24 protein-coding genes and 1 pseudogene are annotated in these 23,483 nt (G+C 39.7%); 12 read left to right on the top strand and 13 right to left on the bottom strand.

Features of this window, described 5'->3' with window-relative positions:
- Positions 1-25: 25 nt before the first annotated feature.
- The 6 genes from E1I69_RS06045 to E1I69_RS06025 form a co-directional block, all read right to left on the bottom strand.
- Positions 26-1,249, bottom strand: a complete 1,224-nt coding sequence (locus E1I69_RS06045) for an ABC transporter substrate-binding protein (RefSeq protein ID WP_242634547.1) — start codon at positions 1,247-1,249, stop codon at positions 26-28.
- 465 nt (positions 1,250-1,714) lie between these two features.
- Positions 1,715-2,548 (bottom strand): response regulator transcription factor, encoded by an 834-nt coding sequence (locus E1I69_RS06040; RefSeq protein ID WP_431731863.1) that lies wholly within the window; start codon positions 2,546-2,548, stop codon positions 1,715-1,717.
- Entirely contained in the window at positions 2,541-4,010 is a 1,470-nt protein-coding gene (locus tag E1I69_RS06035) for a sensor histidine kinase (RefSeq protein WP_347561788.1), read from the bottom strand. Before E1I69_RS06035 ends, E1I69_RS06040 begins: the two co-directional genes overlap by 8 nt.
- Positions 4,007-5,011 carry a sugar-binding protein gene (locus tag E1I69_RS06030; RefSeq protein ID WP_136378703.1) on the bottom strand — a complete coding sequence of 335 codons (1,005 nt, stop codon included), beginning with the start codon at positions 5,009-5,011 and terminating at the stop codon, positions 4,007-4,009. Before E1I69_RS06030 ends, E1I69_RS06035 begins: the two co-directional genes overlap by 4 nt.
- Before the next feature lie 102 nt (positions 5,012-5,113).
- Positions 5,114-5,254 (bottom strand): hypothetical protein, encoded by a 141-nt coding sequence (locus E1I69_RS24360; RefSeq protein WP_154670398.1) that lies wholly within the window; start codon positions 5,252-5,254, stop codon positions 5,114-5,116.
- Between the two features lie 16 nt (positions 5,255-5,270).
- Entirely contained in the window at positions 5,271-5,549 is a 279-nt protein-coding gene (locus E1I69_RS06025) for an alpha/beta-type small acid-soluble spore protein (RefSeq protein WP_136378702.1), read from the bottom strand.
- Between the two features lie 257 nt (positions 5,550-5,806).
- Between E1I69_RS06025 and E1I69_RS06020 the strand changes: the two genes are divergently transcribed.
- Complete coding sequence (locus tag E1I69_RS06020; RefSeq protein ID WP_136378701.1) at positions 5,807-6,085, top strand: HU family DNA-binding protein; 279 nt, start codon at positions 5,807-5,809, stop codon at positions 6,083-6,085.
- A 386-nt stretch (positions 6,086-6,471) separates the two neighbouring features.
- Positions 6,472-6,759 carry a YwdI family protein gene (locus E1I69_RS06010; protein WP_136378699.1) on the top strand — a complete coding sequence of 96 codons (288 nt, stop codon included), beginning with the start codon at positions 6,472-6,474 and terminating at the stop codon, positions 6,757-6,759.
- 84 nt (positions 6,760-6,843) lie between these two features.
- Here E1I69_RS06010 and E1I69_RS06005 read toward each other — a convergent pair whose 3' ends face one another.
- From E1I69_RS06005 to pxpB, 3 genes are all read right to left on the bottom strand, one after another.
- Complete coding sequence (locus E1I69_RS06005) at positions 6,844-7,770, bottom strand: biotin-dependent carboxyltransferase family protein (protein ID WP_136378698.1); 927 nt, start codon at positions 7,768-7,770, stop codon at positions 6,844-6,846.
- A gap of 5 nt (positions 7,771-7,775) precedes the next feature.
- Positions 7,776-8,534, bottom strand: coding sequence for a 5-oxoprolinase subunit PxpA (gene pxpA / locus E1I69_RS06000; RefSeq protein WP_136378697.1), 759 nt, complete (start codon positions 8,532-8,534; stop codon positions 7,776-7,778).
- A gap of 113 nt (positions 8,535-8,647) precedes the next feature.
- On the bottom strand, positions 8,648-9,376 hold the full coding sequence (pxpB, locus tag E1I69_RS05995; RefSeq protein WP_136378696.1) for a 5-oxoprolinase subunit PxpB: 729 nt from the start codon (positions 9,374-9,376) through the stop codon (positions 8,648-8,650).
- An 81-nt stretch (positions 9,377-9,457) separates the two neighbouring features.
- Between pxpB and E1I69_RS05990 the strand changes: the two genes are divergently transcribed.
- On the top strand, positions 9,458-9,829 hold the full coding sequence (locus E1I69_RS05990) for a DUF423 domain-containing protein (RefSeq protein ID WP_136378695.1): 372 nt from the start codon (positions 9,458-9,460) through the stop codon (positions 9,827-9,829).
- 72 nt (positions 9,830-9,901) lie between these two features.
- On the opposite strand, the gene gerQ is transcribed toward E1I69_RS05990, so the two are convergent.
- The 3 genes from gerQ to hemQ form a co-directional block, all read right to left on the bottom strand.
- A complete protein-coding gene (gene gerQ, locus E1I69_RS05985; RefSeq protein ID WP_136378694.1) occupies positions 9,902-10,387 on the bottom strand; it encodes a spore coat protein GerQ in 486 nt (161 codons plus the stop codon).
- 52 nt (positions 10,388-10,439) lie between these two features.
- Entirely contained in the window at positions 10,440-10,862 is a 423-nt protein-coding gene (locus E1I69_RS05980; protein ID WP_136378693.1) for a cell wall hydrolase, read from the bottom strand.
- A 339-nt stretch (positions 10,863-11,201) separates the two neighbouring features.
- Positions 11,202-11,954 carry a hydrogen peroxide-dependent heme synthase gene (hemQ, locus tag E1I69_RS05975; RefSeq protein ID WP_116351927.1) on the bottom strand — a complete coding sequence of 251 codons (753 nt, stop codon included), beginning with the start codon at positions 11,952-11,954 and terminating at the stop codon, positions 11,202-11,204.
- A gap of 294 nt (positions 11,955-12,248) precedes the next feature.
- Here hemQ and pta point away from each other — a divergent pair, with 294 nt between their 5' ends.
- Positions 12,249-13,220: a phosphate acetyltransferase gene (pta, locus tag E1I69_RS05970; RefSeq protein ID WP_136378692.1), complete on the top strand. Its 972-nt coding sequence runs from the start codon at positions 12,249-12,251 to the stop codon at positions 13,218-13,220.
- Positions 13,221-13,377: 157 nt separating this feature from the next.
- Here pta and E1I69_RS05965 read toward each other — a convergent pair whose 3' ends face one another.
- Positions 13,378-13,806, bottom strand: a complete 429-nt coding sequence (locus E1I69_RS05965; protein WP_136378691.1) for a MarR family winged helix-turn-helix transcriptional regulator — start codon at positions 13,804-13,806, stop codon at positions 13,378-13,380.
- Between the two features lie 209 nt (positions 13,807-14,015).
- Here E1I69_RS05965 and E1I69_RS05960 point away from each other — a divergent pair, with 209 nt between their 5' ends.
- The 8 genes and pseudogenes from E1I69_RS05960 (at position 14,016) to E1I69_RS05925 (ending at position 23,238) form a co-directional block, all read left to right on the top strand.
- Positions 14,016-14,555 carry a CarD family transcriptional regulator gene (locus E1I69_RS05960; protein ID WP_136378690.1) on the top strand — a complete coding sequence of 180 codons (540 nt, stop codon included), beginning with the start codon at positions 14,016-14,018 and terminating at the stop codon, positions 14,553-14,555.
- A gap of 97 nt (positions 14,556-14,652) precedes the next feature.
- Positions 14,653-15,480: a lipoate--protein ligase family protein gene (locus E1I69_RS05955; protein ID WP_136378689.1), complete on the top strand. Its 828-nt coding sequence runs from the start codon at positions 14,653-14,655 to the stop codon at positions 15,478-15,480.
- Positions 15,481-15,967: 487 nt separating this feature from the next.
- Entirely contained in the window at positions 15,968-17,650 is a 1,683-nt protein-coding gene (locus E1I69_RS05950) for a sigma-54-dependent Fis family transcriptional regulator (RefSeq protein ID WP_242634544.1), read from the top strand.
- Between the two features lie 169 nt (positions 17,651-17,819).
- Positions 17,820-18,040: pseudogene (locus tag E1I69_RS05945) on the top strand (2-keto-3-deoxygluconate permease); the annotation flags it as partial.
- 136 nt (positions 18,041-18,176) lie between these two features.
- Positions 18,177-19,466: a four-carbon acid sugar kinase family protein gene (locus E1I69_RS05940; RefSeq protein WP_136378688.1), complete on the top strand. Its 1,290-nt coding sequence runs from the start codon at positions 18,177-18,179 to the stop codon at positions 19,464-19,466.
- Between the two features lie 2 nt (positions 19,467-19,468).
- Entirely contained in the window at positions 19,469-20,485 is a 1,017-nt protein-coding gene (gene pdxA, locus E1I69_RS05935) for a 4-hydroxythreonine-4-phosphate dehydrogenase PdxA (RefSeq protein ID WP_136378687.1), read from the top strand.
- Positions 20,486-20,658: 173 nt separating this feature from the next.
- Positions 20,659-21,678 carry an ABC transporter permease subunit gene (locus E1I69_RS05930; RefSeq protein WP_136378686.1) on the top strand — a complete coding sequence of 340 codons (1,020 nt, stop codon included), beginning with the start codon at positions 20,659-20,661 and terminating at the stop codon, positions 21,676-21,678.
- Between the two features lie 15 nt (positions 21,679-21,693).
- Positions 21,694-23,238 (top strand): ABC transporter permease subunit, encoded by a 1,545-nt coding sequence (locus tag E1I69_RS05925; RefSeq protein WP_136378685.1) that lies wholly within the window; start codon positions 21,694-21,696, stop codon positions 23,236-23,238.
- Positions 23,239-23,483: the final 245 nt, after the last annotated feature.

The following is a 23,483-nucleotide window of genomic DNA, read 5'->3' as shown; positions in this document are numbered from 1 at the left end:
GAGAGCTCTCATCCCCTTCATGGAATTATTTCAACTCGGCAGCAGCTGAAGTAAGTGAATCTGTAAATTGCTCGACATCCAGTTGTGTAACGAAGATGTTAACAGCTTGGTTTACCTTTGTTAGGAAACCTTCTGCAGCAGCAGAGCCGTGTGCTAGACTAGGTGCTAGCTTCGCAGATTTGAAATCTTCCATTGTGTCTTTTCCGTATTGGTCATATTTAGAAACGTCAGCATCTACACGTGCAGGGATAGATCCCTTTAGCGGGTTAAATGCATCCTGACCTTCTGTTGAACCTAATACAGATAAGAATTTCTTCACATCATCAGCATTTGAAAGTCCCTTTGGTAATCCAAATGTATCCGTAATAACCATGAACATACCATCTGTTTCAGGAGTTGGAGTATATCCAAAGTCCTCATTGACTGCTAGCTTTAGGTCGTTTACGAAGTAACCCTTTGCCCAGTCACCCATGACGTTCATAGCCGCTTCCCCATTTGCTACTAACTGAGACGCATCCTGCCAGTTACGAGACGCATGGTCTTCATTAATATATCCAAGCATTTTCTTGAAAATTTCGGTACCCTCAACAACCTTTGCATCATCAAAGGCTATTTCCCCTGTCCAGAGCTTCCCATAACCTTCTGTACCAAGAACCCCTAACAGAACTGTTTCATAGAGGTGAGTAGCCGTCCAAGGCTCTTTATCACCTAATGCTAGTGGTGTAATTCCTTTTGCTTTTAAGGCATCTGCTACCTCGAAGAATTCGTCAAAGGTAGTCGGTGCCTCAAGACCATTTTCTTCAAACACATGCTTGTTGTACCAAAGTACGTTTCCACGATGAATATTCACTGGGACTGAATAGATATTGCCGTCTTTACTGACCATATCGATTAAGTCCTGTGGGAATTTGTCATTCCATCCTTCCGCTTCATACAGGTCGTTTAATGGTTCCATTTTTCCAGCGGCAACCCAACCTTCGTTAAGCTCAGCACCACCATGAACTTGGAATGTGGCCGGTGGATCATCTCCTTGCATCCGACTTGCTAGAACAGCCTTTGCGTTTGTTCCAGCCCCACCTGCAACAGCGGCATTTTCAATCGGTACATCTGGATATTCTTCTTCAAATAAGGCGATTAAAGCCTTTAACCCGTCTTCCTCACCAGCACCTGTCCACCAGCTGAAGATATCTAACTTTGCTTTGTCTCCATCTTTTTCCTTTGAGCCGGTCTCAGAGCTACATGCAGTCATTACGAAAACAAACACAAGCAATAATGACATAAGAAATCCTTTTTTCATGTAATAATCCCCCTTGTTTATTAATGAAAACGTTAACAATCTAAATGTAGCATGGATAAGAGGGAGGGAGAGAAACTACAATCTGTACTTTCTTGCGAATGCCTTCACTTTTTTGTGATAGTAGGAAAAGCGCAAGGCGCCCTTTTAGCGGAACATCGACTAACTACAGCCACGTCCTGTGGCAAACGTCGATGTCAGCACTTCCTCGAAAATGCGATGCATTTTCTTCGTGCGATGATTATGCTGTCGGAGCCTTCCTTGTCCTGTGCAAGTCCAAGCATAAGACAAGCGCTGACAGAAGGTGCATTTTACCTTCCGAAGCGATTGGCTAGACCAGAGAGCCGATGGCGCCTGGAGCTAGACAACTATAAACTCTTTGCACAAAAAAATCAGCCTAGCTTCAGCTGATTTTTGGGGTTATTTCAATGTGATGCTTCGATATTCGGATGGTGACATACCGGTATATTTTTTAAAAACCCTGCTAAAATAATTGGGGTCCTTGTAGCCAACGGAGTAACAGATTTCTTTTAAGCTTTTACTAGGATCATCCATTTCCTTTTTTGCATGATCCACTCTTACGGTTGTGAGATAATCAATAAATGTGACGCCCATTTTTTCCTTAAAAAGCTTACTAAAATGATATGGACTTAGTTCCACATATTCCGCTACTTCCTCGAGTGTTAAAGATTCATAGTAACGCAAATCTATATACTTTTTTGCTTTTGATAATATCCCATGGAGTTGATTACTTTTCCATAGTTCCGTTGAATGTGGATGATCCTCACTGATCGATGTGATGCCTTCCTTTTGCGCGAGTACCAGCAATTCTTTCATTCTATTTTTAAGCTCGGCTTGTTCTTCGATCTGTCGTCTTTCTTCCGTAATCTCCGTTTTCACTCTATCAATGGCAGCTATAACATCGGCTTTACGGCTCGGCTTTAAAATGTATTCCTTCACACCCTGCTGCATCACTTCTTTTGCATATTCAAACGTGTTAAATGCAGATACCATAATAAATTTTATATCAGGATGTAATTGTTTAATTCTCTTCACCGCTTCAACTCCATCAATCCCAGGCATTTTAATATCCATAAGTATCAAGTCTGGCTTGAGGTGTGTAGCTTTCTCAATGGCTACTCTTCCGTTTGGAGCCTCACCGATGACTTCAACATCCCTACATTCGGTCTGAATGATTTTTGTAATGGCCTTGCGTTCAAATAATTCGTCATCGACAATCATCACTTTAATCATGATCCATCCCCCTTTTTTGATCATAAGGAAGCAAAAGTCGAAATGTGGTTCCACTATCTTTTATTGATTCTATTTCTACAACATCCATCCGCTTATAAAATAGCTGAAGTCTTTGGATGACATTTTTTATCCCAATCCCTGTTGAATGCCCGGTTGATTTTTCGAGAGAGACACCATCCTCTTGTGAAGTTCCATCTGCCAATTGCCTAAGTTTAGTTAGTGTGTTTTCATCCATCCCTGCTCCATTGTCTGTAATCTCCACACATATTCGATTAGACATTCGAAACACATTTAGCTTGATGATACCACCATCCTCCATCGATTCAATTCCATGAATAAAAGCATTTTCAACGATGGGCTGGAGAGATAGAGATGGTATTTCGATGTTTAAGCAATCCGGGTCAACGTCCATTTTAAAATCAATCCGTTCGCCAAAGCGGGTACGTTGGATATAGAAATACTCTTTAACAATTTTGACTTCGTTTTGGAGAGTCGAAGATTTATGTAAATCTCCCAAATTATAGCGTAGCAGTGCAGCAATCGCTTCAATCAACCGAGACGTGTTTTGAGCCTCTTCCAGGTAAGCCATCTTAGAAACCGTATTTAGTGTGTTGAACAGGAAGTGAGGGTTGATTTGGTTTTGCAAGCTTTTTAATTCCATTTCCTTTAGTAGCTTATCAAGCTCTGATTGTTCCTTGATCTCACTTACCAATTGCCGGATATTAAGCCTCATTTGATTAAATGTATTCGTTAACAATTTTAATTCATCATTGGTTGTCACCTTGATTTCATCACCAGAAAAGTTACCTTCTGAAATTTCGGTGGCGGCCTTGGATAATTGGCGAATTGGTTTTGTAATTCCACCAGATAACCACAAGGCTAGAAGCAAACTTAATAAAAATGTTGAACTAAACAGGGACATCCCCATTAAATTAAAATAGCGGTTTTGCTTTTCGATTTCTTGATAAAACAATTGATAATCAGTTAGTTCGTTATTGACTAATGACAGCGTTGTCTCTTGAATAAACCCAGCAAATTTCGTTGCTTCATTCAGGTGTGTGGAGTACCGATTAATTTCTTTGTTCTGGAACATGCCAATCGTTAGATCAGTGGCTTCAATATAACTACTAATGATATTTTTATAATTCGATAGAGTAATGGCGTTATTTTCATTGGATAGCTCATTGGTCAACTGCCCCTGATAGGTTAAAAGCTGCTTTCTGGCGCGAAAATAGTCTTTGAGGAAAGTATCTTCCTCTTCAACGATATAGGATTGCATTTTTTCATGGACGAGGTTAACCTGCTGTGAAATATCATTTAATAAAAGAAATTTTTCAAAGCTATCATCATATTCAGAAACGATTTTTTCACTGCTTTTATAAAACAAAAAGGCAACCGCATTTAAAATCATAAAGACAATCATAAAATAAAGAAGTAATTTCGTACGGATTCGAATCATCATGATGGATCCATCCTTATGATTCGCTTTGAATCAAGTGGCAGGTCTTGAGATCGTATGACTCTAGTCTCTGTATGTACTGTATCCGGAACGTTTCGTCCCTCGATTAAGTCAATCATCATTTGTACGGAACGATATCCCATTTGATAAGGCTCTTGCATGACGGTAGCATCGATTGTGCCTTTTTTCATATAGTGAAGGGTATCTTCGATGGTATCAAATCCGATAATGTAGATTTGATCTTGTTTCTGATAATGCTCAACAACCTGTGCAATTCCGATGCCATCTAAGGCGCTTGTTCCATAAAAGGCAGTAACCTCTGGATGTTCTTTAAGGATTTTGTTAGCGGCCTCCGCGGCTCGAACCCTTGTGATATTTGATTCTTCAATGGCAATAATATGAATCCCTTTCTCTTGCTGAATCGCATCCTTAAAGCCTTGAACACGCAGTTGTTGATGAGAGGCGTAGAAATGTCCAGTGACAATCGCTACATTTGCTTTCCCGCCTGTATCTTGAATAAGCGCCTGACCGGCAATAAAGCCTGAATAGTAATTATCCGTACCCACATACGCGAATCGCTTACTTGTTGCTGCATCGGTATCAACGGTAATCACAGGGATCCCCTTTTCCACGATTTGGTTTATCAGCGGAGTAAATTGATCTTCTTGAAGACCTTGTGTTAAAATGCCGTCCACCCTAGAAGCTGTGGCCATCTCTAGAGTCTTAAGATGCTCCTCTGTATTAGCTTGTTTAGGCCCGGTATATTCAAGGACAACATTGAAATGCTTAGCAGCTGCTTTTGCTCCATTTTCCACAAGTCGCCAATAATCATTATCTAGCTCTTGTGGAACAAGCACGAAATGATAGCGAGGCGCTTCGTTTGTTGCTTTTGCAGCAGTGTTCCCAAAATGGAAAATTTGATAGGCATAATAGCAGGTAAGCGAAAAGGTGATGAGAAATAACAACACCCCAATGCCGTATAAGGATTTTGAAAGGGCAGACAAAGCGAATTCACCTCCCGTTTGAAAGCGTTTGTATATCCATTTTAGCGATAATTGGGTGGGGTGTAAAAGAAAAACTGCCCACGTAGTTTTGGGCAGTTTACGTTATTGATCTTTCTTTCCTATCTCATTTCCTGTTGTGTACTCATAGCTTGCCTCATATCCTGATTCGCTGGCTTTTGGCCCTTTTGCGACCTTGTATTGACTGTGATTAGATTGACCGACACGGTTTTTCTTTTTTGCCATATAGAGGAATGCCTCCTTACCCGCGTTTATTTAAGTTTTCCTGCGCCATGCGGATCATTTCTTTGACCATATTACCACCAATGTTTCCGCCTACTTTTCCGGCTTGTTTGGAGGTAAGGTTGCCGTTGTAATCATCATTTAGCGGGATGCCTAATTCCCTTGCGACCTCGTATTTTACGCTGTCGGGATTAGATGGGTCTGTTTTATACCCTTGCTTTTTCATAACGTTCGCTTTTAATTGGTCAAGTTCTTCTCGTGCTTCTGGAACAAGTGGTCGACGTTTTCTTCGAGCCATTTTGAGTCCTCCTTTCATGCTTTATTTTTTAATAGTATCTCCAAGTATAAAAACGAGAATTTCGGTAAAACTTGGTAGTAACAAGAAATTTTTAAAATATTTATCGAAATTTAGTTTGAAACCCTTGTTTTTTGGCTAAACTAGTGATGTAATAGCTTATACCAACAGTTTAATAGGGAAAATTCGCTTAATATCTTGCGAACCTATGAAAAAAGTGGTAAAAAGAATATGTGCTTATTTGGAGAGGAGATTGAACAATGAACAAAACAGAACTAGTCAGTGCAGTTGCTGAAAGTGCAGAACTATCTAAAAAGGATGCAACAAAAGCTGTAGATGCAGTATTTGAAGCTGTTCAAAATGCATTAAGCAACGGAGATAAAGTACAATTAATCGGATTCGGTAACTTCGAAGTTCGTGAGCGTGCTGCTCGTAAAGGCCGCAACCCACAAACTGGTGAAGAAATCGAAATCGCAGCTAGCAAAGTACCTGCATTCAAACCAGGTAAAGCTCTTAAAGACGCAGTTGCTGGTAAGTAATTTTACATAATGATCTGCGTAAATGCCCCTCAGAGATGACCTGAGGGGTTTTTTCATATGGTTCGACTTCAAATTGCTAGATTGACAAAATGTGAGTTTGACGCGCATCCTCCTACGTGGGAAAATGAGGGTATCGATTTTTACAAAAAGGTAGTGAAGGAATGCAAAAGAGAGTCAATTGCTTAAAATGCAAACACTTTTACACGACATGGGACCCGAAATTTCCTCGTGGGTGTCGTGCCTTCAACTTTAAAACGCAAGCAATGCCTTCTATCACGGTGTATCGTTCCTCTGGGGCACATTGTATGAAGTTTGAAGAAAAGCAGCTACAAACGAAGCAGAAGCCTTCCTACAACGTAGATATTCGGGCATAGGAGTTGAAATTTGTGAATATATCTGTCGGTAAGATTTTAGATAAAATGCAACAAGAATTACAGGTGGCAAAGAGTGAAGCAAGCGAACAAAAGGTAAGAGAGCGGTTAATGGCCATTCGAACATTATGTGACCTTGTCTTGGATGAGGCGCCTGCTGAGGCGAGACGCGTTGCAGCTGTGCCAGTGCAGCCTATGCAGAAAGTTGTACAACCCATTCAGACGATGCAACCAACGACGATTCAAAACTCTACGAAATTAGAAGAAGACGATGCAAACGGAGACTCTCTATTTGATTTTTAAGTAGAGAGTTTCCTTTTTTGAGTTAGTTTTGGGATTAGTCCGATATTCTAAAACGCGAAATGATAAAAAACCTTCAGGATAATGTTATTTCTGAAGGTTTTTAAGAAATAGTTCTCTATTTTTGTAGAGTTCATGCGCGGTTTCGATCCTGCAGCGCTCAAAGCGAATTGTTCCACCGGGTGCCAGTTGCGCAATTTTATAAATATCAACAGTAATGACGGTTGCAATTCGTGGATAGCCTCCTGTCGTTTGGCGATCGGCTAATAAGATGATCGGTACACCACTGCTTGGGACCTGGATGCCGCCAAGCGGGATGGCGTCAGATGCGATTTCAGCTTTATCTTTATGCTGTAACGGCGTTGTCCCCTGTAATCGATAGCCCATTCGATCGCCTTGAACAACTCGATACTGGTCTGTGAAGAATTTTTCGATCGTTTCTTTTGTAAAGTAATCCTCGTGTGGTCCCGGAATGGCACGGACTGTAACCTCTTTTTCAAACGTTGGAATAAAATGACGTGAGAGCCCGATATTTTTTCGGAAACGGGTGCAAGTTCCGTAAAGAATGTCCCCATCTTTGATCTCTGTTCCAAGCTTTGCCTTCGGGTAATACGATTTACTTCCGAGCACTTCCTCAGCATGAAAGCCACCAGTAACCGCTAAGTATGTACGAGTACCTGAGACTGGTTTCCCAAACCGAATCATGTCCCCGTTTTTCACGACAAAGGATTTCCATAACGGTGCTTTATTTCCGTTAACGGTCATGCTTAAATCAGCACCGCATACTGCGATTGAAATGGTGTCGCTCTCAACTCGTAATGTTGGTCCAAGCATGGTTATTTCAAGGACAGCTTCACCCCTCGGATTGCCGACAAGAATATTTGCAAGTTGGCTTGAATATGAATCCATTGCGCCACTTGTGACGACTCCAAATTGTTGATACCCATAGCGACCTAAGTCTTGAAAAGTGGTATAAAGCCCTTTTTTAAGGACGGTAAAAAGTGGTTGTCCCATATTAATCACCTGATTGCCTTAATTGTGATGCATTCATTGGTTAATGCATGCCGTAATTGTTGTACAAATTGGAGGGCGTGGGAGTTGTCACCGTGAACACAAATCGAGTCTGCTTTGATGGAAATGACTTCGCCAGTGATCGTTTGGACGGTTTGTTCTTTCACCATTTGCAGAACCTGTCTGATGGCTTCATTACTATCATGAAGAACGGCGTTTGTCTCGGTTCTTGGTGTTAAGGTGCCATCAAGTTGATAAGTTCGGTCCGCAAATACTTCGGAAACGGCATTTAATCCGTATTTTTCCCCAGCTTCAATTAGTTTGCTGCCGGCAAGGCCATATAAAGCTAGTGTAGGGTCAAGATTGGCGATGGCTTGTGCGATGGCCTCAGCAAGGTTAATATCGACCGCAGCCATGTTGTAAAGGGCTCCATGTGGCTTTACATGTGTGAGTTTCACATCATGAACCTGGCAAAAAGCAGAAAGAGCCCCGATTTGATAGAGCATGAGATCATAGACGTCAGACGGTGAAACAGCCATGGCTCTCCTGCCGAATCCTGCAAGATCCTGAAACCCAGGGTGGGCACCAATGGCAACGTCATGTTTTTTTGCGAGCTGGACGGTTTGATTCATCACATGCGGGTCGCCAGCGTGAAATCCACAAGCGATATTGGCGCTTGAGATATGTGGTAATACCTGCTCGTCGTTGCCGATTTTATAAGCCCCAAAGCTTTCTCCTAAATCACAATTCAAATCAATCGTTTTCAATTTTTTTCACCTCAACCTATCAAATGCGCCTTGGCGTATTTGCGCCCGATTTTTTTCGGGCTTGCTCGAAAAATTTCCTTTGAAAAATCGTGGCATCCGCCGGAGGCTTTACTTTATTTAGCAGAAGTGTGGGACTTCTGCTGAATAAAGTTGTATCGATTTTCGTTTACGCGATTTTCAATTTCCTGATATTCCTCAGCCGATATCGGTGTGAAACGCAGAAAGTCTCCTGCTTTCAGTAAAAAAGGTTCGCTCTTTTTAGGGTCAAATAGTGGTACCGGCGTTCTGCCAATAAGATTCCACCCTCCTGGTGATTCGAGAGGGTAAATGCCAGTTTGGTCACCACCGATGCCAACTGCTCCTTTAGGAACGTTAAGTCTAGGGTGTGATAGACGCGGTGTTGCAAGCCTATTTGGAAGCCCCTTTAAATAAGGGAAGCCAGGTAAAAAGCCAATCATATAAACGAGATAGTCGACGCCGCTATGTATGGATATGACTTCTTCGGTCGATAGCCCTGAGCTAAGAGCCACATTCTCAAGGTCCTCACCATCATAGCAGGTTGGAATCACGATTACCTCTTCTAAAGAGGCATTCTCGATTGGAGAAATTCCTCTGCAAATCTCTGAAACCTGCTCAGAAAGATTTTTATAGGAAGTGAGAATGGGATTATAGTAAATCGTGATAGACTGAAAAGCTGGGACAAGCTCGACGACTCCTTGTACCCTCATTTTTTCAATTTGTTTAGTTGTTTGCTGAATTTGTCTCTGCAAGTTTTTGGAAGCCGGGCTGTTGTAAAAAATCTGTAAGGCCATGTCTCCGACGGGTAAAATGTCTAGGTCCATAACAAAACACCTCTTACTACTATCTTATAATGAATATGTTAAAATGAAATAGGAATTTTCAAAAAAGGATGGAGAACGAAAATGAAACTATTTTTAATATTGGGAGCTATTCATGCATTTTTAGCGGTTGCGCTTGGTGCATTTGGTGCGCATGGATTAGAAGGTAAGATCACAGAAAAATATTTAAAAACATGGAACACAGCGGTTCAATATCAAATGTTTCATGCCCTAGGCTTATTTGTTGTAGCGTTTTTAGCGGACAAGTTTTCACAGGTAAGCCTGATTACAACTGCAGGTTGGAGTTTGTTCGTCGGAATTATTTTATTCTCAGGAAGCTTGTATGTATTGAGTGTATCTGGAATTAAAATACTAGGTGCCATCACTCCACTAGGTGGCGTAGCCTTTTTACTAGGCTGGGTTTTGTTGATGGTGGCTGCCGTAAAACATTTATAATGAGAAAAGCGCAAAGCGCCTGAAGCTAGACAATAATACGAAAAGGAGCGTCCGCGGACACTCCTTTCTTTTTTAGCGTGGTGGGTAAGAGACAAGACCTTGGCCTCCACCGCCAAATGGATATTGATACTCGATTTCTTCGTCAAATGTTATATATTGTAAGAAGACCATTAACAATAGATAGCGCATGCCTGTTTGTGGATCACTTAAAATCAAGTGGTCGCGTCCTGCCGCTTCAATAAGCCCTTTGAATACCTTTTGTTGGTTCGTGTTATCAAAGCCCATGTAAACAGTCGCAAGCTTTCCTTTGTTTAGGCGCAGAATATTCTCGATATAGGATTCTTCAAGTGGAAGCATACCCGGTACATTTTCTGCTACACCACCAGTAGGGAATTGTGATGGCATTTGCGGTACCTGAAAGCCCCCTTGTTGCTGTTGGGTTGGATACGTATATCCGAATTGGCGTGGATCCATGTAGAATCCATACTGCCCATAGCTTTGAGGGATATACCCGTAAGCTTCATATGGATTTTGCGATTGTTGATTGTCTTTACTCAATGTAAGCCCTCCTCAGATTATGTTTTCTTTTCTTTCTAAAAGGGGAATTGCCTTAAAACACGTCAGGACAATCCTCCTGAGTAGGTTGGTAGAAGCAATGTGCTTTATACCGTCCTACGTTCCACTGGTTATACCATTGTGCCGGACAGTTTCCTGATGGTTGAAAAAACCATAATGAAAACCTGGCAGGGTGAAATCTTTCCCCCTTTAGTACCCTTCGAGCAAGTGCGATCTCGGTTGGTCGAGCAGCCTGATAAAAATAGCCCTTTTGCGTTGCTTCAAAGCCTCCGGGACTTTGAAAGACCATTTCTCGAATGGTGGTAATGTCTTTAAAATCCAGACAACGAGATCTCGTACGGTTTACCCCAACATTCCCTACTAAGAGCATGCCTTGCCTGCCATCGCCTTCAGCCTCAGCACGCAACAGCCTTGCTAATAGCTTTACATCTTCCTCCGTGTGCGCAACGACTGCCATTTTTTCACCTCACTTAAAAAAGAAGACATGTCGAAAGTCTCTTTATTAACGTATTGATAAGGTGAAAAATGGGTTCCTACTTTTTGATTCGTTTTTGGGATATTTTATTAGATTTCTGGTGGATATGTTTTGTGGATTCATCAATGAATTGTATGAGAGAGGAAAAAGGATTATGAATATGGATGAAAAAAAAAGAGAGGAAGCCCTCTCTTTTTTTATTGTCTAGTTCCATGCGCCAACGGCTCGAGGTCATAAGCCAATCGCTTCTGAAGGTAGAATGCACCTTCTGTCAGCGCTCGGCTTATGCTTGTCGCCGTTAAACGGCGCCTTGAACTTTTCTTAGTTAATGTGTAAAAACTGTGGAACTTTTTCTTCGGTTAAAATGTTTCCTACAAAGAATGCGCCGAATTCACCATAGCGTGCACTTACTTCGTCAAAACGCATTTCATAAACGAGCTTTTTGAATTGAAGTACATCGTCGGAGAATAGGGTTACGCCCCATTCGTAATCATCAAAGCCAACAGAGCCAGTGATGATTTGTTTTACGATTCCAGCATACTGACGGCCAATCATACCGTGGCTACGCATAAGCTCCTTGCGCTCTTCCATTGAAAGCATGTACCAGTTGTCATTGCCCTCACGGCGCTTGTCCATTGGATAGAAGCACACATATTTGTTTTTTGGTAGAATTGGGTATAAGCGTCCGCGTACATAAGGATTTTGGTATGGATCCTCTTTGCTTTCGCCTGCCACATAGTTACTTAATTCAACAACGGATACGTAAGAATAAGTAGGAATTGTGTATTCAGCAAGCTTTGTTTTGTTGAATTCGTTTTCGATTTCATTCAACTCTTCCATCGTTGGACGAAGGATCATCATCATGAAATCAGCTTTTTGACCAACAATTGTGTATAATGCATGACTTCCTTGGCTTTCGCTTTGTGTCTTATTCCACTTCTCCACTAAACCAAGAAATTCGTGAATTGCTGCTTGGCGCTCGTCACTTGAAAGAGTCTTCCAAGATGTCCAATCAATCGAACGGAAATCATGAAGGCAATACCAGCCATCAAGCGTTTGTGCTGCTTCCGCCATTACTATCACTCCTCGTATTACATTGATTATGTATTCAACACTACTATATCATAGTTTCCCCTATAGCCAACTTAGTAAACTCGGAACAATTTTGTGAACATAAGCATGAGTGAGTAAATTGTAAGGTAGTTGGGAAAATTGAAGATAATGTCATAATACTGTCACAGGATTTATAAAGCTTTTTAGTTTTCATTTTGAGAAAAAAGCCGTATCCTTATGGTTGGCAGTTTTGCAGGGGTACAATTCCCATTTACATAAAATGCATGAGAATGCACTAATTTAGGAGGAATAAAAGTGAGCGATTTATTTACTCAATTAAAAGAAAAGGTATCAGGAAAGGACATGAAAATTGTGTTTCCTGAAGGACTAGATGAGCGTATTTTAACAGCAGTAAGCCGTTTAGCAAGTGAAAAGGTACTTGTACCAGTTGTTGTAGGTGAAAAATCTGCAGTTGAAAGCAAAGCAAAAGAAATAGGCGTTTCACTTGATGGAGTGGAAATCTATGATGCGCAATCTTACCCAGAGTTCGATCAACTTGTTGCTTCATTTGTGGAAAGACGTAAAGGAAAAGCAACAGAAGAGGATGCACGTAAAATTCTTAAGGATGAGAACTACTTTGGAACGATGCTTGTGTACACTGGTAAGGCACACGGACTTGTAAGTGGAGCGGCCCATTCTACTGCAGATACAGTTCGTCCTGCACTTCAAATCATTAAAACAAAACAAGGTGTGAAAAAGACTTCTGGTGTGTTCATCATGGTACGTGAAGATGAAAAATATGTTTTTGCGGATTGTGCGATCAATATTGCACCAGACAGCCAAGATTTAGCGGAAATCGCAATCGAGAGTGCCAATACAGCAGATATGTTCGATATTGAGCCAAGAGTGGCAATGTTAAGTTTCTCAACAAAGGGATCTGCGAAATCTCCTGAAACGGAAAAGGTAGCAGACGCAGTTAAGATTGCAAAAGAAATGAATCCAACATTGGTATTGGATGGAGAATTCCAGTTTGATGCGGCATTTGTTCCATCTGTTGCGAAGAAAAAAGCACCAGATTCTGTGATTAAGGGTGACGCAAATGTATTTGTCTTCCCAAGTCTTGAAGCGGGGAATATCGGGTACAAAATTGCCCAACGCCTTGGAAACTTTGAAGCAGTAGGTCCTATTTTACAGGGCTTAAATCAGCCGGTAAACGACCTTTCCCGTGGATGTAATGATGAAGATGTGTATAAGCTTGCGTTAATTACAGCAGCACAAGCTTTATAGGAATAAGAAATGGCCATGTCGGGAACATGGCCATTTTTTGCGGTTGTATTTAGTGAGTGGCAGTAAATTAGGATTAGTGGCAGTATTTTTTGAATTAGTGGCAGTATTTCAGAAACAGTGGCAGTAAACCCTCATCCCGGGCTCTTAAAATAATATATTAGAGTCCCCAGTCCATTTTTAATACATTTTTAAGAAGTTCAATTTGATCTTCGCCGATTTTTTCTGCTAGTTGCTTTTCAATCTTCGCTTTAAGAGACTCATTTTTCTCGTAGCATTCCTCACCAAATGGTGTGAGTTCGATTGATTTTTCCTTCCGGTTGTGTTCGACATCCATCACGTTAACAAGCCCTTTCGCCTTCATGTTTTTTATAAACTTATGGGTAGCCTGTCTTGTGATGTCTACATTTTTTGATACATATGCAATCGTTGGTTGCTTTTTATATATTCTCGACATGATGTACCATTCGGAATTTGAAATCGCGAAGTCGCTAGTCTCGTTCCATAATTTTTCTGCAATGCCTCGAAGTTGACCATGTCTCTCACTTATAAGGTCAATGAGATCTAATTGTTGAAGTACAGGATCCATACATTCCACTCCCGTTTTTATAATCGTCATTACTATACATAAAACGATTGAGGTTGTCAACTAAGTTGACAAAGTGCAGAATAAGAAGAGTGAGCGAATTTAGTCTTAATGAAATCCTCAAATGTCAACCAAGTTGACATTTTGTGCAAAATAGGGTATGATGAGTATAGTCAACTAAGTTGACAATCCATTGGATAGGAGCATGGTACATGTTTAACATTGGGGATCTGGTGATTTATTCAAATATGGGAATTTGCCGAATAGATGATATATGTGAAAAAACATATTCTGGGGTTACTCGAAACTATTATATTATGAGCCCAATTGAGGATAGCACTTTAACGATCCAAAACCCAGTAGATAACGACCGCATTTTAATGCGTGGAATCATTGGGAAAAGTGAGTCGGAAGAGATTTTGGACTCATTTAAGCTACCGGGAATTCAGTGGATTGACAATGGATCGGAACGCCATAGAACATATTCTGAAATAGTTTCATCTGGTGACAGAAAAGAAATTTCGAGTATTTTAAATACATTAATGAGTAAAAAATATGAATTTGAAATGATTGATAAGAAGTTATCTGAACATGACCGCCGACTTCTTCTTCATATCCAAAAAATACTCTTTAAAGAATTAGCCATTACATTGGATACGACGGTTAAGGCCGTAGAGAAAGATATTAATCGGATGATCGCCCATAAAATGAGCAAGACCTCCCATCACGAGGTAGCAAATTTCATCAATTAACGGTAAAATAGGGAATGTTAAAACCAGGCAATGCCTGGTTTTTTAGGGTTCATCTACGATTATAAAAAGTACTTTTTATGTAATAGGAGTATGACGTATGACTGAAAGTCTTTTACACCAGCCAAGCTGGCGGATTATAGATCAATCTAGCCTAGGCTATCAATTTGATGCATTACAATCTTTTGCGATAGATGATACGCTTTGTTCATTTGTAGGAAAAGGAGATTCACCAGCTACTGCACGTGCATGGGTTCACCATAAGACCATTGTGCTCGGGATTCAGGATACGAAACTCCCCTTTCTAGAGGAGGGGATTGAACTTCTTGAGTCATTGGGTTATCGTGCGATCGTACGAAATTCCGGTGGGCTAGCCGTGGTTCTTGATGAGGGAGTCCTGAACATTTCGCTTATCTTTCCTGAAACAGAAAAAGGCATTGATATCAACCGTGGCTACGATACGATGCTTGAGTTGATTCGAAAAATGCTCGAAGGATATGAAGTCGACATTGTAGCACGTGAGGTTGTCGGTTCATATTGTCCCGGAAGCTATGATTTAAGTATCGATGGGAAAAAGTTTGCAGGGATTTCCCAGCGCCGCCTTCGTAATGGGGTGGCTGTGCAAATTTATTTAGGAGTAACCGGTAGTGGAGCAGAGCGCGCGGAAATCATTCGCCAATTTTACGAGGCGGGGCTTCAAGGGGCAGAGACGAAATTTGTTTATCCGGATGTGGAGCCGGAAACGATGGCGTCCTTAGCAGAACTGATTGACCCAAACCTAACAGTACAAAATGTTATGCTGCTGCTACTTCAAACCCTAAAAAACGAAAGTGAAAAGATCTACGCATCAAAGCTTACCGAAGAAGAAATGCCACTATTCGAGCACAACCTTTTGCGAGTGCTCGAACGGAATAACAAGGTATTATAAGGGTCCAGGGGGACGGTTCTCCTGGTCCCTTTTTGTGTGTTGAAAAAGGGTCGCGTGAGTGGGTAATTGCGCTTTAGTAGGCATGAAATGCGCTTTAATTTTGATAATTGCGCTTTAGTAGGCATGAAATGCGCTTTAATTTTGGTAATTGCGCTTTAGTAGGCATGAAATGCGCTTTAATTTTGATAATTGCGCTTTAGTAGGCATGAAATGCGCTTTAATTTTGATAATTGCGCTTTAGTAGGACAGAAATGCGCATTAAAAATGATAAATGCGCCATAGTCGTGCACATATGCGTCATAAAATACCAAAAACCAGGTTACTGACATTTTCACTATTAAAATATAAAAATCTGAAGGTACCACCAGATGCTTTCAGCTTTTCATTTTATATGCTTTCACTTTTCAAAAATGGTAAAATATATAATGTAATAGTACTTGTTCTATATTAGTTTACCAATTTTAGAAGACGGGATTGAAGTGTGAAGATGAACATTAAAATACACATCGTGGCACCCTATGAATCGATGATTCCAGTTATTCAAGAATGCATTGGTCTTTTTCCTGGATTTGACATTCAATATTCATTAGGTGACTTAAACGAAGGAGTAAAGCAGGCGGTTCAAGCCGTGAGTAATGGGGCAGAGATCATTATTAGTAGAGGTGGGACGGCTCAATTAATTAAAAAAAATGTCCGTGTCCCTGTGTTGGATATGCAGCTTTCCGGGTATGACATGATCCGGTCGCTATCTTTAGCTACGAATTTGGAGAGTAAGACGGCGATTGTTGGATTTTCGAATATTACCACAGGCGCTCAGTCGATCATAGATTTATTGGATCTCCCTTTAAAGGTTTTCACGGTAGCTGATTCTGATGAGGTAGCACCCTTAATCTTAGAACTTAAAAACTCCGGATATCAGCAAATTGTGGGGGATGTAATTACTGTTAAAACATCAAACGCATATGGTCTTAAGGGGTTTTTAATACAATCTGGTAAAGAGTCTGTAATGAATGCATTAGAAGATGCGAAATTGGTTTATGGTTATTTAAATGCCAAAAAGAATCTAATGAAAGTCATGGAGCAATTTATCTTAAAAGACCATCAAAATATAATGATATTGGACGATAAAAATGAGATTATCTATGAGCGTTGGAGTGATTTTCAAATTAACCCAATAACAGAAGATGATTTATATATATTAAGTACGGACCTTGAAATAAATAAACAGAAGGTTACAAGGAGCTTTATGGTTCAGGACAACTTGTTGGATGTAACTGGCTATTGTATTCAAGTCGGTCAACATTCTTTTAAGGTCATTGTTACTGAAAAAACAGCTTCTATTCTAGAACAAAAGGGTCTTTTTCTTGATACCGATACGACAAGTGAACCAATTGCAGCAGCATCGGATGAAATTAGGAATATACTCAATCATATTGAAAACCTCTATAACAATAATCAAATTATCCTTTTGCAAGGTAGAAAAGGGACTAGTAAGGACTTTATTACTCGTTATATTCACCAACGATATTCGGATGAAGGTTTGCTCCTTACAATCAATTTTAAAGAGCTCGATCATGACTACTTGGATAAATTGCCGCTAAGGAATATTCGTACGATTAGACTTGTACATCCTGAATATATAGATAACTACCAAAAGCTATCACATTTTATAAAAAAGTGTCTGACACATCATGTACGGATTTTTATCCTTACAGAAAGTATGTTACCTACTGAGTTCATTCAAGAGGTAAAGATGAATAAGATCATCATGCCGGATTTATCTGAAAGAAAAGAGGATATTCGCATTCTTGCTCAATACTTTATCGCATATTACAATCAAAAATACGGAACGATACCAGTTAAAATCAACAGTGAGGCCATACAGTTTTTAGAGAATTTTACCTATCCTAATAATATTGATAATCTAAAAAATCTTATTAAACAGGTTGCTTTGAATGAAAAGGACTATGTGATTCAAAAAGAAACAATTGAGAGAGTAGCTACAAATGAGCATCTTCCGACTGATGTCATTTTTCAACAAGGGACATTAAAGGAAATCGAAAAAGAAATCATTAAATTAGTTTTGAAAGCAGAAAATAATAATCAAACAAGAGCTGCTGAACGACTTGGAATTAATCGAGCAACCTTATGGCGTAAGCTTAAAGAGTAATCTTTAGGTTTACGCTTTTTAAATGGGCTAATTGTTGCATTTTTTAACTATTTTATTCTCTTTATTAATTTATATCGAAAAATCGTTGCTTTTATAAACAATTTATTCTATATTACTAGTGTAAACACTCTGCAAAAATAAAGGACAGTAATCTTCACACTAGTGGTGAGGTTACCTAGTATTTAATGGATTGGCTAAGAACCCACTTGTTGGTGCATCAAAAGGTACAACAGCGGGAAATGCTGTTGCAACGCCGGAGCTAATGTGTGCTTTGCAGAATTTGCAGAACTAGCAACCGTTCAAATCACAGCAAGTGTTGTAACAACAGCTATTTTACTACCAATTGTAAGGGGATTCTTAGAAAAGCCCTTTGAAGAAATGGCCGGTTAGCAAAATATAATTAAGACAATTAGAATATTTTTCCAAATCACAAAAATACCTGAGGAAAGTTCTATATTCAAAGTTTTATAGCTTTAAAATTAAGAAGAGGGATAAAATGCTCTCTTCTTTTTAGGAGGATTACACAATGAAATTAGCAATCATAGCAGACGATTTAACGGGTGCTAATGATAGCGGGGTTCAATTAGCAAAGCATGGTCTTAAAACCTCTGTATTGTTTGACATAGATAGAGAATCTATTCATGCGTATGAAGCAATTGTTTTTGATACAGATAGCCGATCTATTGATTGTGAAGAGGCCTATCAAAAGGTAAAAGAGGCGATCCAATTTATAAAAAATGCAGGCTTTTCTTGTATATTTAAGAAAATTGACTCAACGATGAGAGGAAATATTGGTGCTGAAATTGATGCAGTATTTGATGTATTGCAACCGGACTTTATGATGATTGCACCAGGGTATCCCAAAAACAATCGCACTATTTTACAATCAACCCACTATTTAAATGGAATTCCGCTTGCTGAGACTGAAATTGCAAGGGATCCAAAGACACCTGTTACTCAATCCTATTTGCCTGCTCTTTTAAAGGAGCAAACAAAGCAAAAAATAGGTACGATTACGATTGATGACCTAGATAAGGGCTATAGGTGGATTCAAGAAAAAGTAGATGCGTATTTCCGACAAAAAACCGCATATATAATTGTGGATTCAACGGAGGAGTATCATATTGAACAAATTTTAGCCTATACTAAAAAGCTACGTTATCAGTTCTCTTGGGTAGGTTCGGCAGGAATTGCAAATTATCTTCCTGCTTATTATGAAATGCCCAAAAGGCAGAAAAAATTTATTATTCCCCAAAATGACGGTCCAATACTTACTGTTGTCGGAAGTGTAAATAAAAACTCAAGGGCACAGCTTCAGCTTTTAATAGACAAAACAAATGTGTACCCAATTGCGTTTGAGTCATTTAAGTCCGTTTCAGATGAAAATGAACGTGAAAAAGAGATTAGAAGAGTATTTAATCTAGCAATGGAAAAAGCAAAGCAAGGATTAGATGTCGTTATCTACTCCACAGGTGAAGCGAATGATATCGAAAAAGCGTGGCAAGTTGGTGAAACTAAGGGTTTAACACATAAAGAGGTAAGCAATGAAATTGTAAAGGCAATTGGTTCTGTATGTTCAGTCCTCCTGGAACAGGGATATTTTAAAGGGGTATCGATGACCGGTGGGGACACGGCTAAACAAATCTGTTATCTATGGGATGTAAAAGGCTTTGAATTATTGGATGAATTGGAAATGGGTGTTCCGCTGTCGAAGTTTTTTGGACATGAGAATTTATATGTTATTACAAAGGCTGGAGGGTTCGGAACACAAGAAGTATTTATTAATGCCATCAAAAAATTAAAGGGGGATCTATAATTATGAAACCAGTGATTGGAATTACAATGGGAGATGCCGCAGGAATTGGACCAGAAATAATTGTAAAGGCCCTAACTCATGAAGAAATTTATCAAAATTGCCGCCCAATCGTGATTGGTGATGCAAAAATTTTAGAGCGAGTACAGCCAATTGTTCATTCAAATGCAAAAATAAATCTTATTAACGACCCTGATGAAGCTAAATTTGAATTAGGTACAATAGATGTAATTGATTTAAACATTATTCCTGAGGATTTACCATTTGGACAAGTGTCTCCAGTTGCCGGAGATGCAGCGTTTCAATTTATTGCAAAAGCTGTTGAACTTGCAAAAAGTAAAAAAATTGATTCTATTTGTACAGCACCATTGAATAAGGAGGCGTTACACAAGGGCGGTCATATGTACCCAGGACATACAGAAATTTTGGCGGATTTAACAGGTACAGAGGATTTTTCGATGATGTTAACAACACCAAATCTAAAAGTAATTCATTTAACTACACATATAGGATTAATTGATGCGATTAATAGTATTAATCCAGAGAGAACTTATAAAGTAGTGAAATTAGCACATGAGACTCTATCAAGAGCAGGATTTGACGATCCAAAGATCGCTGTTTGTGGAATTAACCCACATGCTGGGGAGAATGGTTTATTTGGATATGGTGAAGAAGAGGAAAAACTACAACCGGGTATTGAGCGTGCGCAAGCAGAAGGAATAAATGTAACTGGACCGCTACCTGCTGATACTCTTTTCTTCAGAGCAGGCAGAGGGGATTTTGATATCGTGGTTGCATGTTATCATGACCAAGGACATGCACCAATTAAAGTAATGGGAATTGAAAGTGGCGTAAACATTACTGTTGGGCTTAAGGGTGGAATAATCCGAACTTCAGTGGACCACGGTACCGCTTTTGATATTGCAGGCAAAAACATTGCCGATGAGCAAAGTATGATTGCAGCAATTAATTCAGCAATTGAGTTAGCTCCAAAAAGAAAATTAAGGAGAAAACATGATTGAAGCTAGGAGATTCATTTCCTAGCTTTTTTTGTTTGTAATCCTTGCGACATGAAACTTCTTATAGTTTTCTTTCGTCTCATTAAATGGATATTCTCTGGAAATAACATATATGGTAGTCTATAGGTATATGTTCCTGTTTTTTACAGTTGGTAATCTGGTAAGGGGGGATTTGGTTGCTTAAAAGAGTAAGAGTGTTTAGTGGGCGAGATGTGATTTCAATTCTCTACTTTGGACTGGTCGTCCTAGGGATTGCTTACTTTTTAGGGGATAGGGATGTTGCAAATTTTTTCACAACAATAAAAACAATGCTACCTGCCTCGGATAGCTTTGGCGCGATCAAGCAATTTATAAGCAATATCCAAACTGATGGAAGTCTTGGGGCAACAAAAAATGGGGAGGTTTTTGAAGAAATCGTCCTTGAATATTTTCCTAGAAGTTTATCAGTGATAGCGACTGCTTTTTTGTTAGCGGTTACGTTCGGGGTTACGAAAGGAATCTTTGATTATCGAAATCGTTATACATACTTAAATTTTCTTGGAACAGGGGTCACCTCAATCCTCAATTCATTACCAGATTTTTTTATGATTATTGTCCTTCAATGGGTCATTTTGATCCACTTTAACTTTATTGACTTTTTTGGTCATGACCAGTGGTTTAACTTTATTTTACCTGGAATCCTTGTGTCTCTATACCCAATGATGTATTTTGCTAGAATCACGTTTACATCCCTTGCAAATGAAGATGGCGAGATGTATATCCAGTATGCTCGCGCGAAGGGTTTGAACGAGAGACTTGTCATACATAAGCATATCCTGAAAAAATGTTTCCGCTCGATTTTACAACATCTTGGTGTTGTCATGACCTATGTGGTTTCGAACCTCTTAATTGTTGAGTGGTTGATGGAGTATAAGGGAGCAGCATGGCGAATGATGGTAGCGATCAAACGGTTAGATGTCTATAAACCGGAGAACAAGCCGTTTGCCCAATTTCCAGAAGTGGGGTTAGTCGCAGAAATCTCATTTTGTTTTGTTGTGCTTCTATTAATCACGCAAATCGTGTCAGTGATCTGGCAAAACAAGTACGAGGTTGAGAAGCGAAACATTTGGTTGCAACTCACAAAAGTGTTTTTTCAATACATATTTATTTGGTTCTTTGTCCTTTTTATTATTTCGTACTTAAATCCAGAAAACTAGGGAGGTGGGGTGCTTATGAAAAATTGGTCGCTTTGGACAGGATTAGTTCTTTTCGGATTGATGTTATTTATAAGTTTTATTGGACCACAGCTTTCATTTATAGAGCATACTCCTCCCGAGCATCGAATGCGATTTTACGATGGAGGCGAAATTGGAAGAGCTCCATTCCCGCCTTCTAAGGAAGATCCTCTCGGGACAGATCGTGAAGCCAGGGATATTTTAAGTTTGATTATTCTTGGAGCAAAGGACACGCTGAAAATTATTGTGTTAATCACGTTGGTTCGGTACGTTATTGCGATACCGATGGCCTTTTTGGCTTCAACCAAAAAAGGAATTGCCTATATGGTGTCAAATGGTTGGTATTCCTTGTTCGGTAGTATCCCTACGATTTTTGCAGCCATTTTACTATTAGAAATAGTCCCTGTAGGAGGTCTTGAAAACGGGGTGGATTGGAAGGTCGTCTTAATTGCGCTCATTGAAGTTGGTCGGGTTAGCTATATTTTTGCCCACGAAATATATGAGGTGTCTCAAAAAGAGTTTGTCCAAGCGAGTGTAACGGTTGGGAGCACTCCATTCCAATTATCGGTGATGCATTACCTGCCATCCGTTTCCCAAAGCTTAGTTGTTAACTTTTTTAATGACTTAGCACGCGTGACGTTGTTGCTGGGACAGCTTGCATTGTTTCAATACTTTATTGAGCATGCGATTGACTATATACCCGGCGGTGGAGTATTCCAGGATGAATCTGGTTATAATTCTGTGACTGGATTGTTTGATTGGCCAGGTTTATTGTCGGCAGCCCGTTATGAGGTTATAAAAGCCGTGTGGATCCCATTATTCCCTGCGATTGCCCTTACATTGCTGTTGCTAACATTCCAATTGTTAAGCGAAGGTTTCAGGAGGTTGTTTGAAAGACGAGCAGCGAGTGACAAACATGGGGTCGTGCGTCGTGCAGTTGAACGGATAGGTGAAGCATTTGTGGCGAGTAAAATGGCTGGTGTTGTGACACTGGTTGTGTTTGTGGTGGCAGTTGGAGCTTTCGTTGTTTCCGGTGTTAAGAACGGTTCGAAAACCAGTACGGTCAACGTGGGAGAACAAGCCGTGCTGAATGCTAAAGATCTGTATGGCGATGGGAAATATATGCTTGTTAATAATAAAGTAATAGCGACAACGGTTGCTACCACAGCAAAAGGTGGTTTTTATGATAAGTTACATTACATCGATTTTCACATGGAAAAGAAATCCGATCGGGATTACGAGACCGATAATTTAGTTCTTAAATGTAGAACAATTGGAGCGGGTCGGTGTGAGCTTCCGGTTTTCACTTTTAAAGAGCCTGTTGCCACTGTGGAGGAAGCTTATCGGTTATTGGCAGATCATTTGCCAACAGATGCAGTGATTGAAAAAGAGTTTCAAGATAATGAAAGCAAATATATATACAGTTTACAAAGTTCCCTATTGGAACAAAGCTATACATATGTTAGTATTCGTGGTATGACATTAATCTTTCATCTTACACCAGAGAAAACGATTGAAAAAGTAGAAATGGAAGGCTTGTAACTATAAGTTATAGAAAAACCCCGCGCCAATGTAAAACAAAATAAAGGGCAGGGTTTTTTTGAAAAGATAAGAAAGTATAAAAATTTGGGTCTACCACAGTTATTTAAGCTGTGGTATTTTCATTTTATGGAGACCAATATATTGAGAAGAATATTTTTTGATAAACACCAACATTGGGAAGCTTTCAAGAGAAAACACGGTGCTAAAATCCGCCCTATCGTAATTAAGGAGGTTGAGAAATTTCG

It is taken from the genome of Bacillus timonensis, from assembly GCF_004799755.1.
In the GTDB taxonomy this organism is placed as follows: Bacteria; Bacillota; Bacilli; order Bacillales; family Bacillaceae_L; genus Ferdinandcohnia; species Ferdinandcohnia timonensis_A.
The sequence above is the reverse complement of the archived record's forward strand: the minus strand, read 5'-3'. Positions and strand labels throughout refer to the sequence as shown.

Coding starts and splice junctions, on each gene's coding strand:
- E1I69_RS05980 (WP_136378693.1), bottom strand. CDS start 10,862: ATGGCAGTCGTTGCGCACACGGAGGAAGATGTAAAGCTATTAGCAAGG.
- E1I69_RS24360 (WP_154670398.1), bottom strand. CDS start 5,254: ATGGCAAAAAAGAAAAACCGTGTCGGTCAATCTAATCACAGTCAATAC.
- E1I69_RS05950 (WP_242634544.1), top strand. CDS start 15,968: ATGAACATTAAAATACACATCGTGGCACCCTATGAATCGATGATTCCA.
- E1I69_RS05990 (WP_136378695.1), top strand. CDS start 9,458: ATGAAACTATTTTTAATATTGGGAGCTATTCATGCATTTTTAGCGGTT.
- E1I69_RS05965 (WP_136378691.1), bottom strand. CDS start 13,806: ATGGATCCTGTACTTCAACAATTAGATCTCATTGACCTTATAAGTGAG.
- E1I69_RS06005 (WP_136378698.1), bottom strand. CDS start 7,770: ATGGGACAACCACTTTTTACCGTCCTTAAAAAAGGGCTTTATACCACT.
- pdxA (WP_136378687.1), top strand. CDS start 19,469: ATGAAACCAGTGATTGGAATTACAATGGGAGATGCCGCAGGAATTGGA.
- hemQ (WP_116351927.1), bottom strand. CDS start 11,954: ATGGCGGAAGCAGCACAAACGCTTGATGGCTGGTATTGCCTTCATGAT.
- E1I69_RS05960 (WP_136378690.1), top strand. CDS start 14,016: ATGTTTAACATTGGGGATCTGGTGATTTATTCAAATATGGGAATTTGC.
- E1I69_RS05925 (WP_136378685.1), top strand. CDS start 21,694: ATGAAAAATTGGTCGCTTTGGACAGGATTAGTTCTTTTCGGATTGATG.
- E1I69_RS05955 (WP_136378689.1), top strand. CDS start 14,653: ATGACTGAAAGTCTTTTACACCAGCCAAGCTGGCGGATTATAGATCAA.
- E1I69_RS06020 (WP_136378701.1), top strand. CDS start 5,807: ATGAACAAAACAGAACTAGTCAGTGCAGTTGCTGAAAGTGCAGAACTA.
- pxpB (WP_136378696.1), bottom strand. CDS start 9,376: ATGGACCTAGACATTTTACCCGTCGGAGACATGGCCTTACAGATTTTT.
- E1I69_RS06035 (WP_347561788.1), bottom strand. CDS start 4,010: ATGATGATTCGAATCCGTACGAAATTACTTCTTTATTTTATGATTGTC.
- E1I69_RS06025 (WP_136378702.1), bottom strand. CDS start 5,549: ATGGCTCGAAGAAAACGTCGACCACTTGTTCCAGAAGCACGAGAAGAA.
- E1I69_RS06045 (WP_242634547.1), bottom strand. CDS start 1,249: ATGACTGCATGTAGCTCTGAGACCGGCTCAAAGGAAAAAGATGGAGAC.
- E1I69_RS06040 (WP_431731863.1), bottom strand. CDS start 2,548: ATGATTAAAGTGATGATTGTCGATGACGAATTATTTGAACGCAAGGCC.
- E1I69_RS05940 (WP_136378688.1), top strand. CDS start 18,177: ATGAAATTAGCAATCATAGCAGACGATTTAACGGGTGCTAATGATAGC.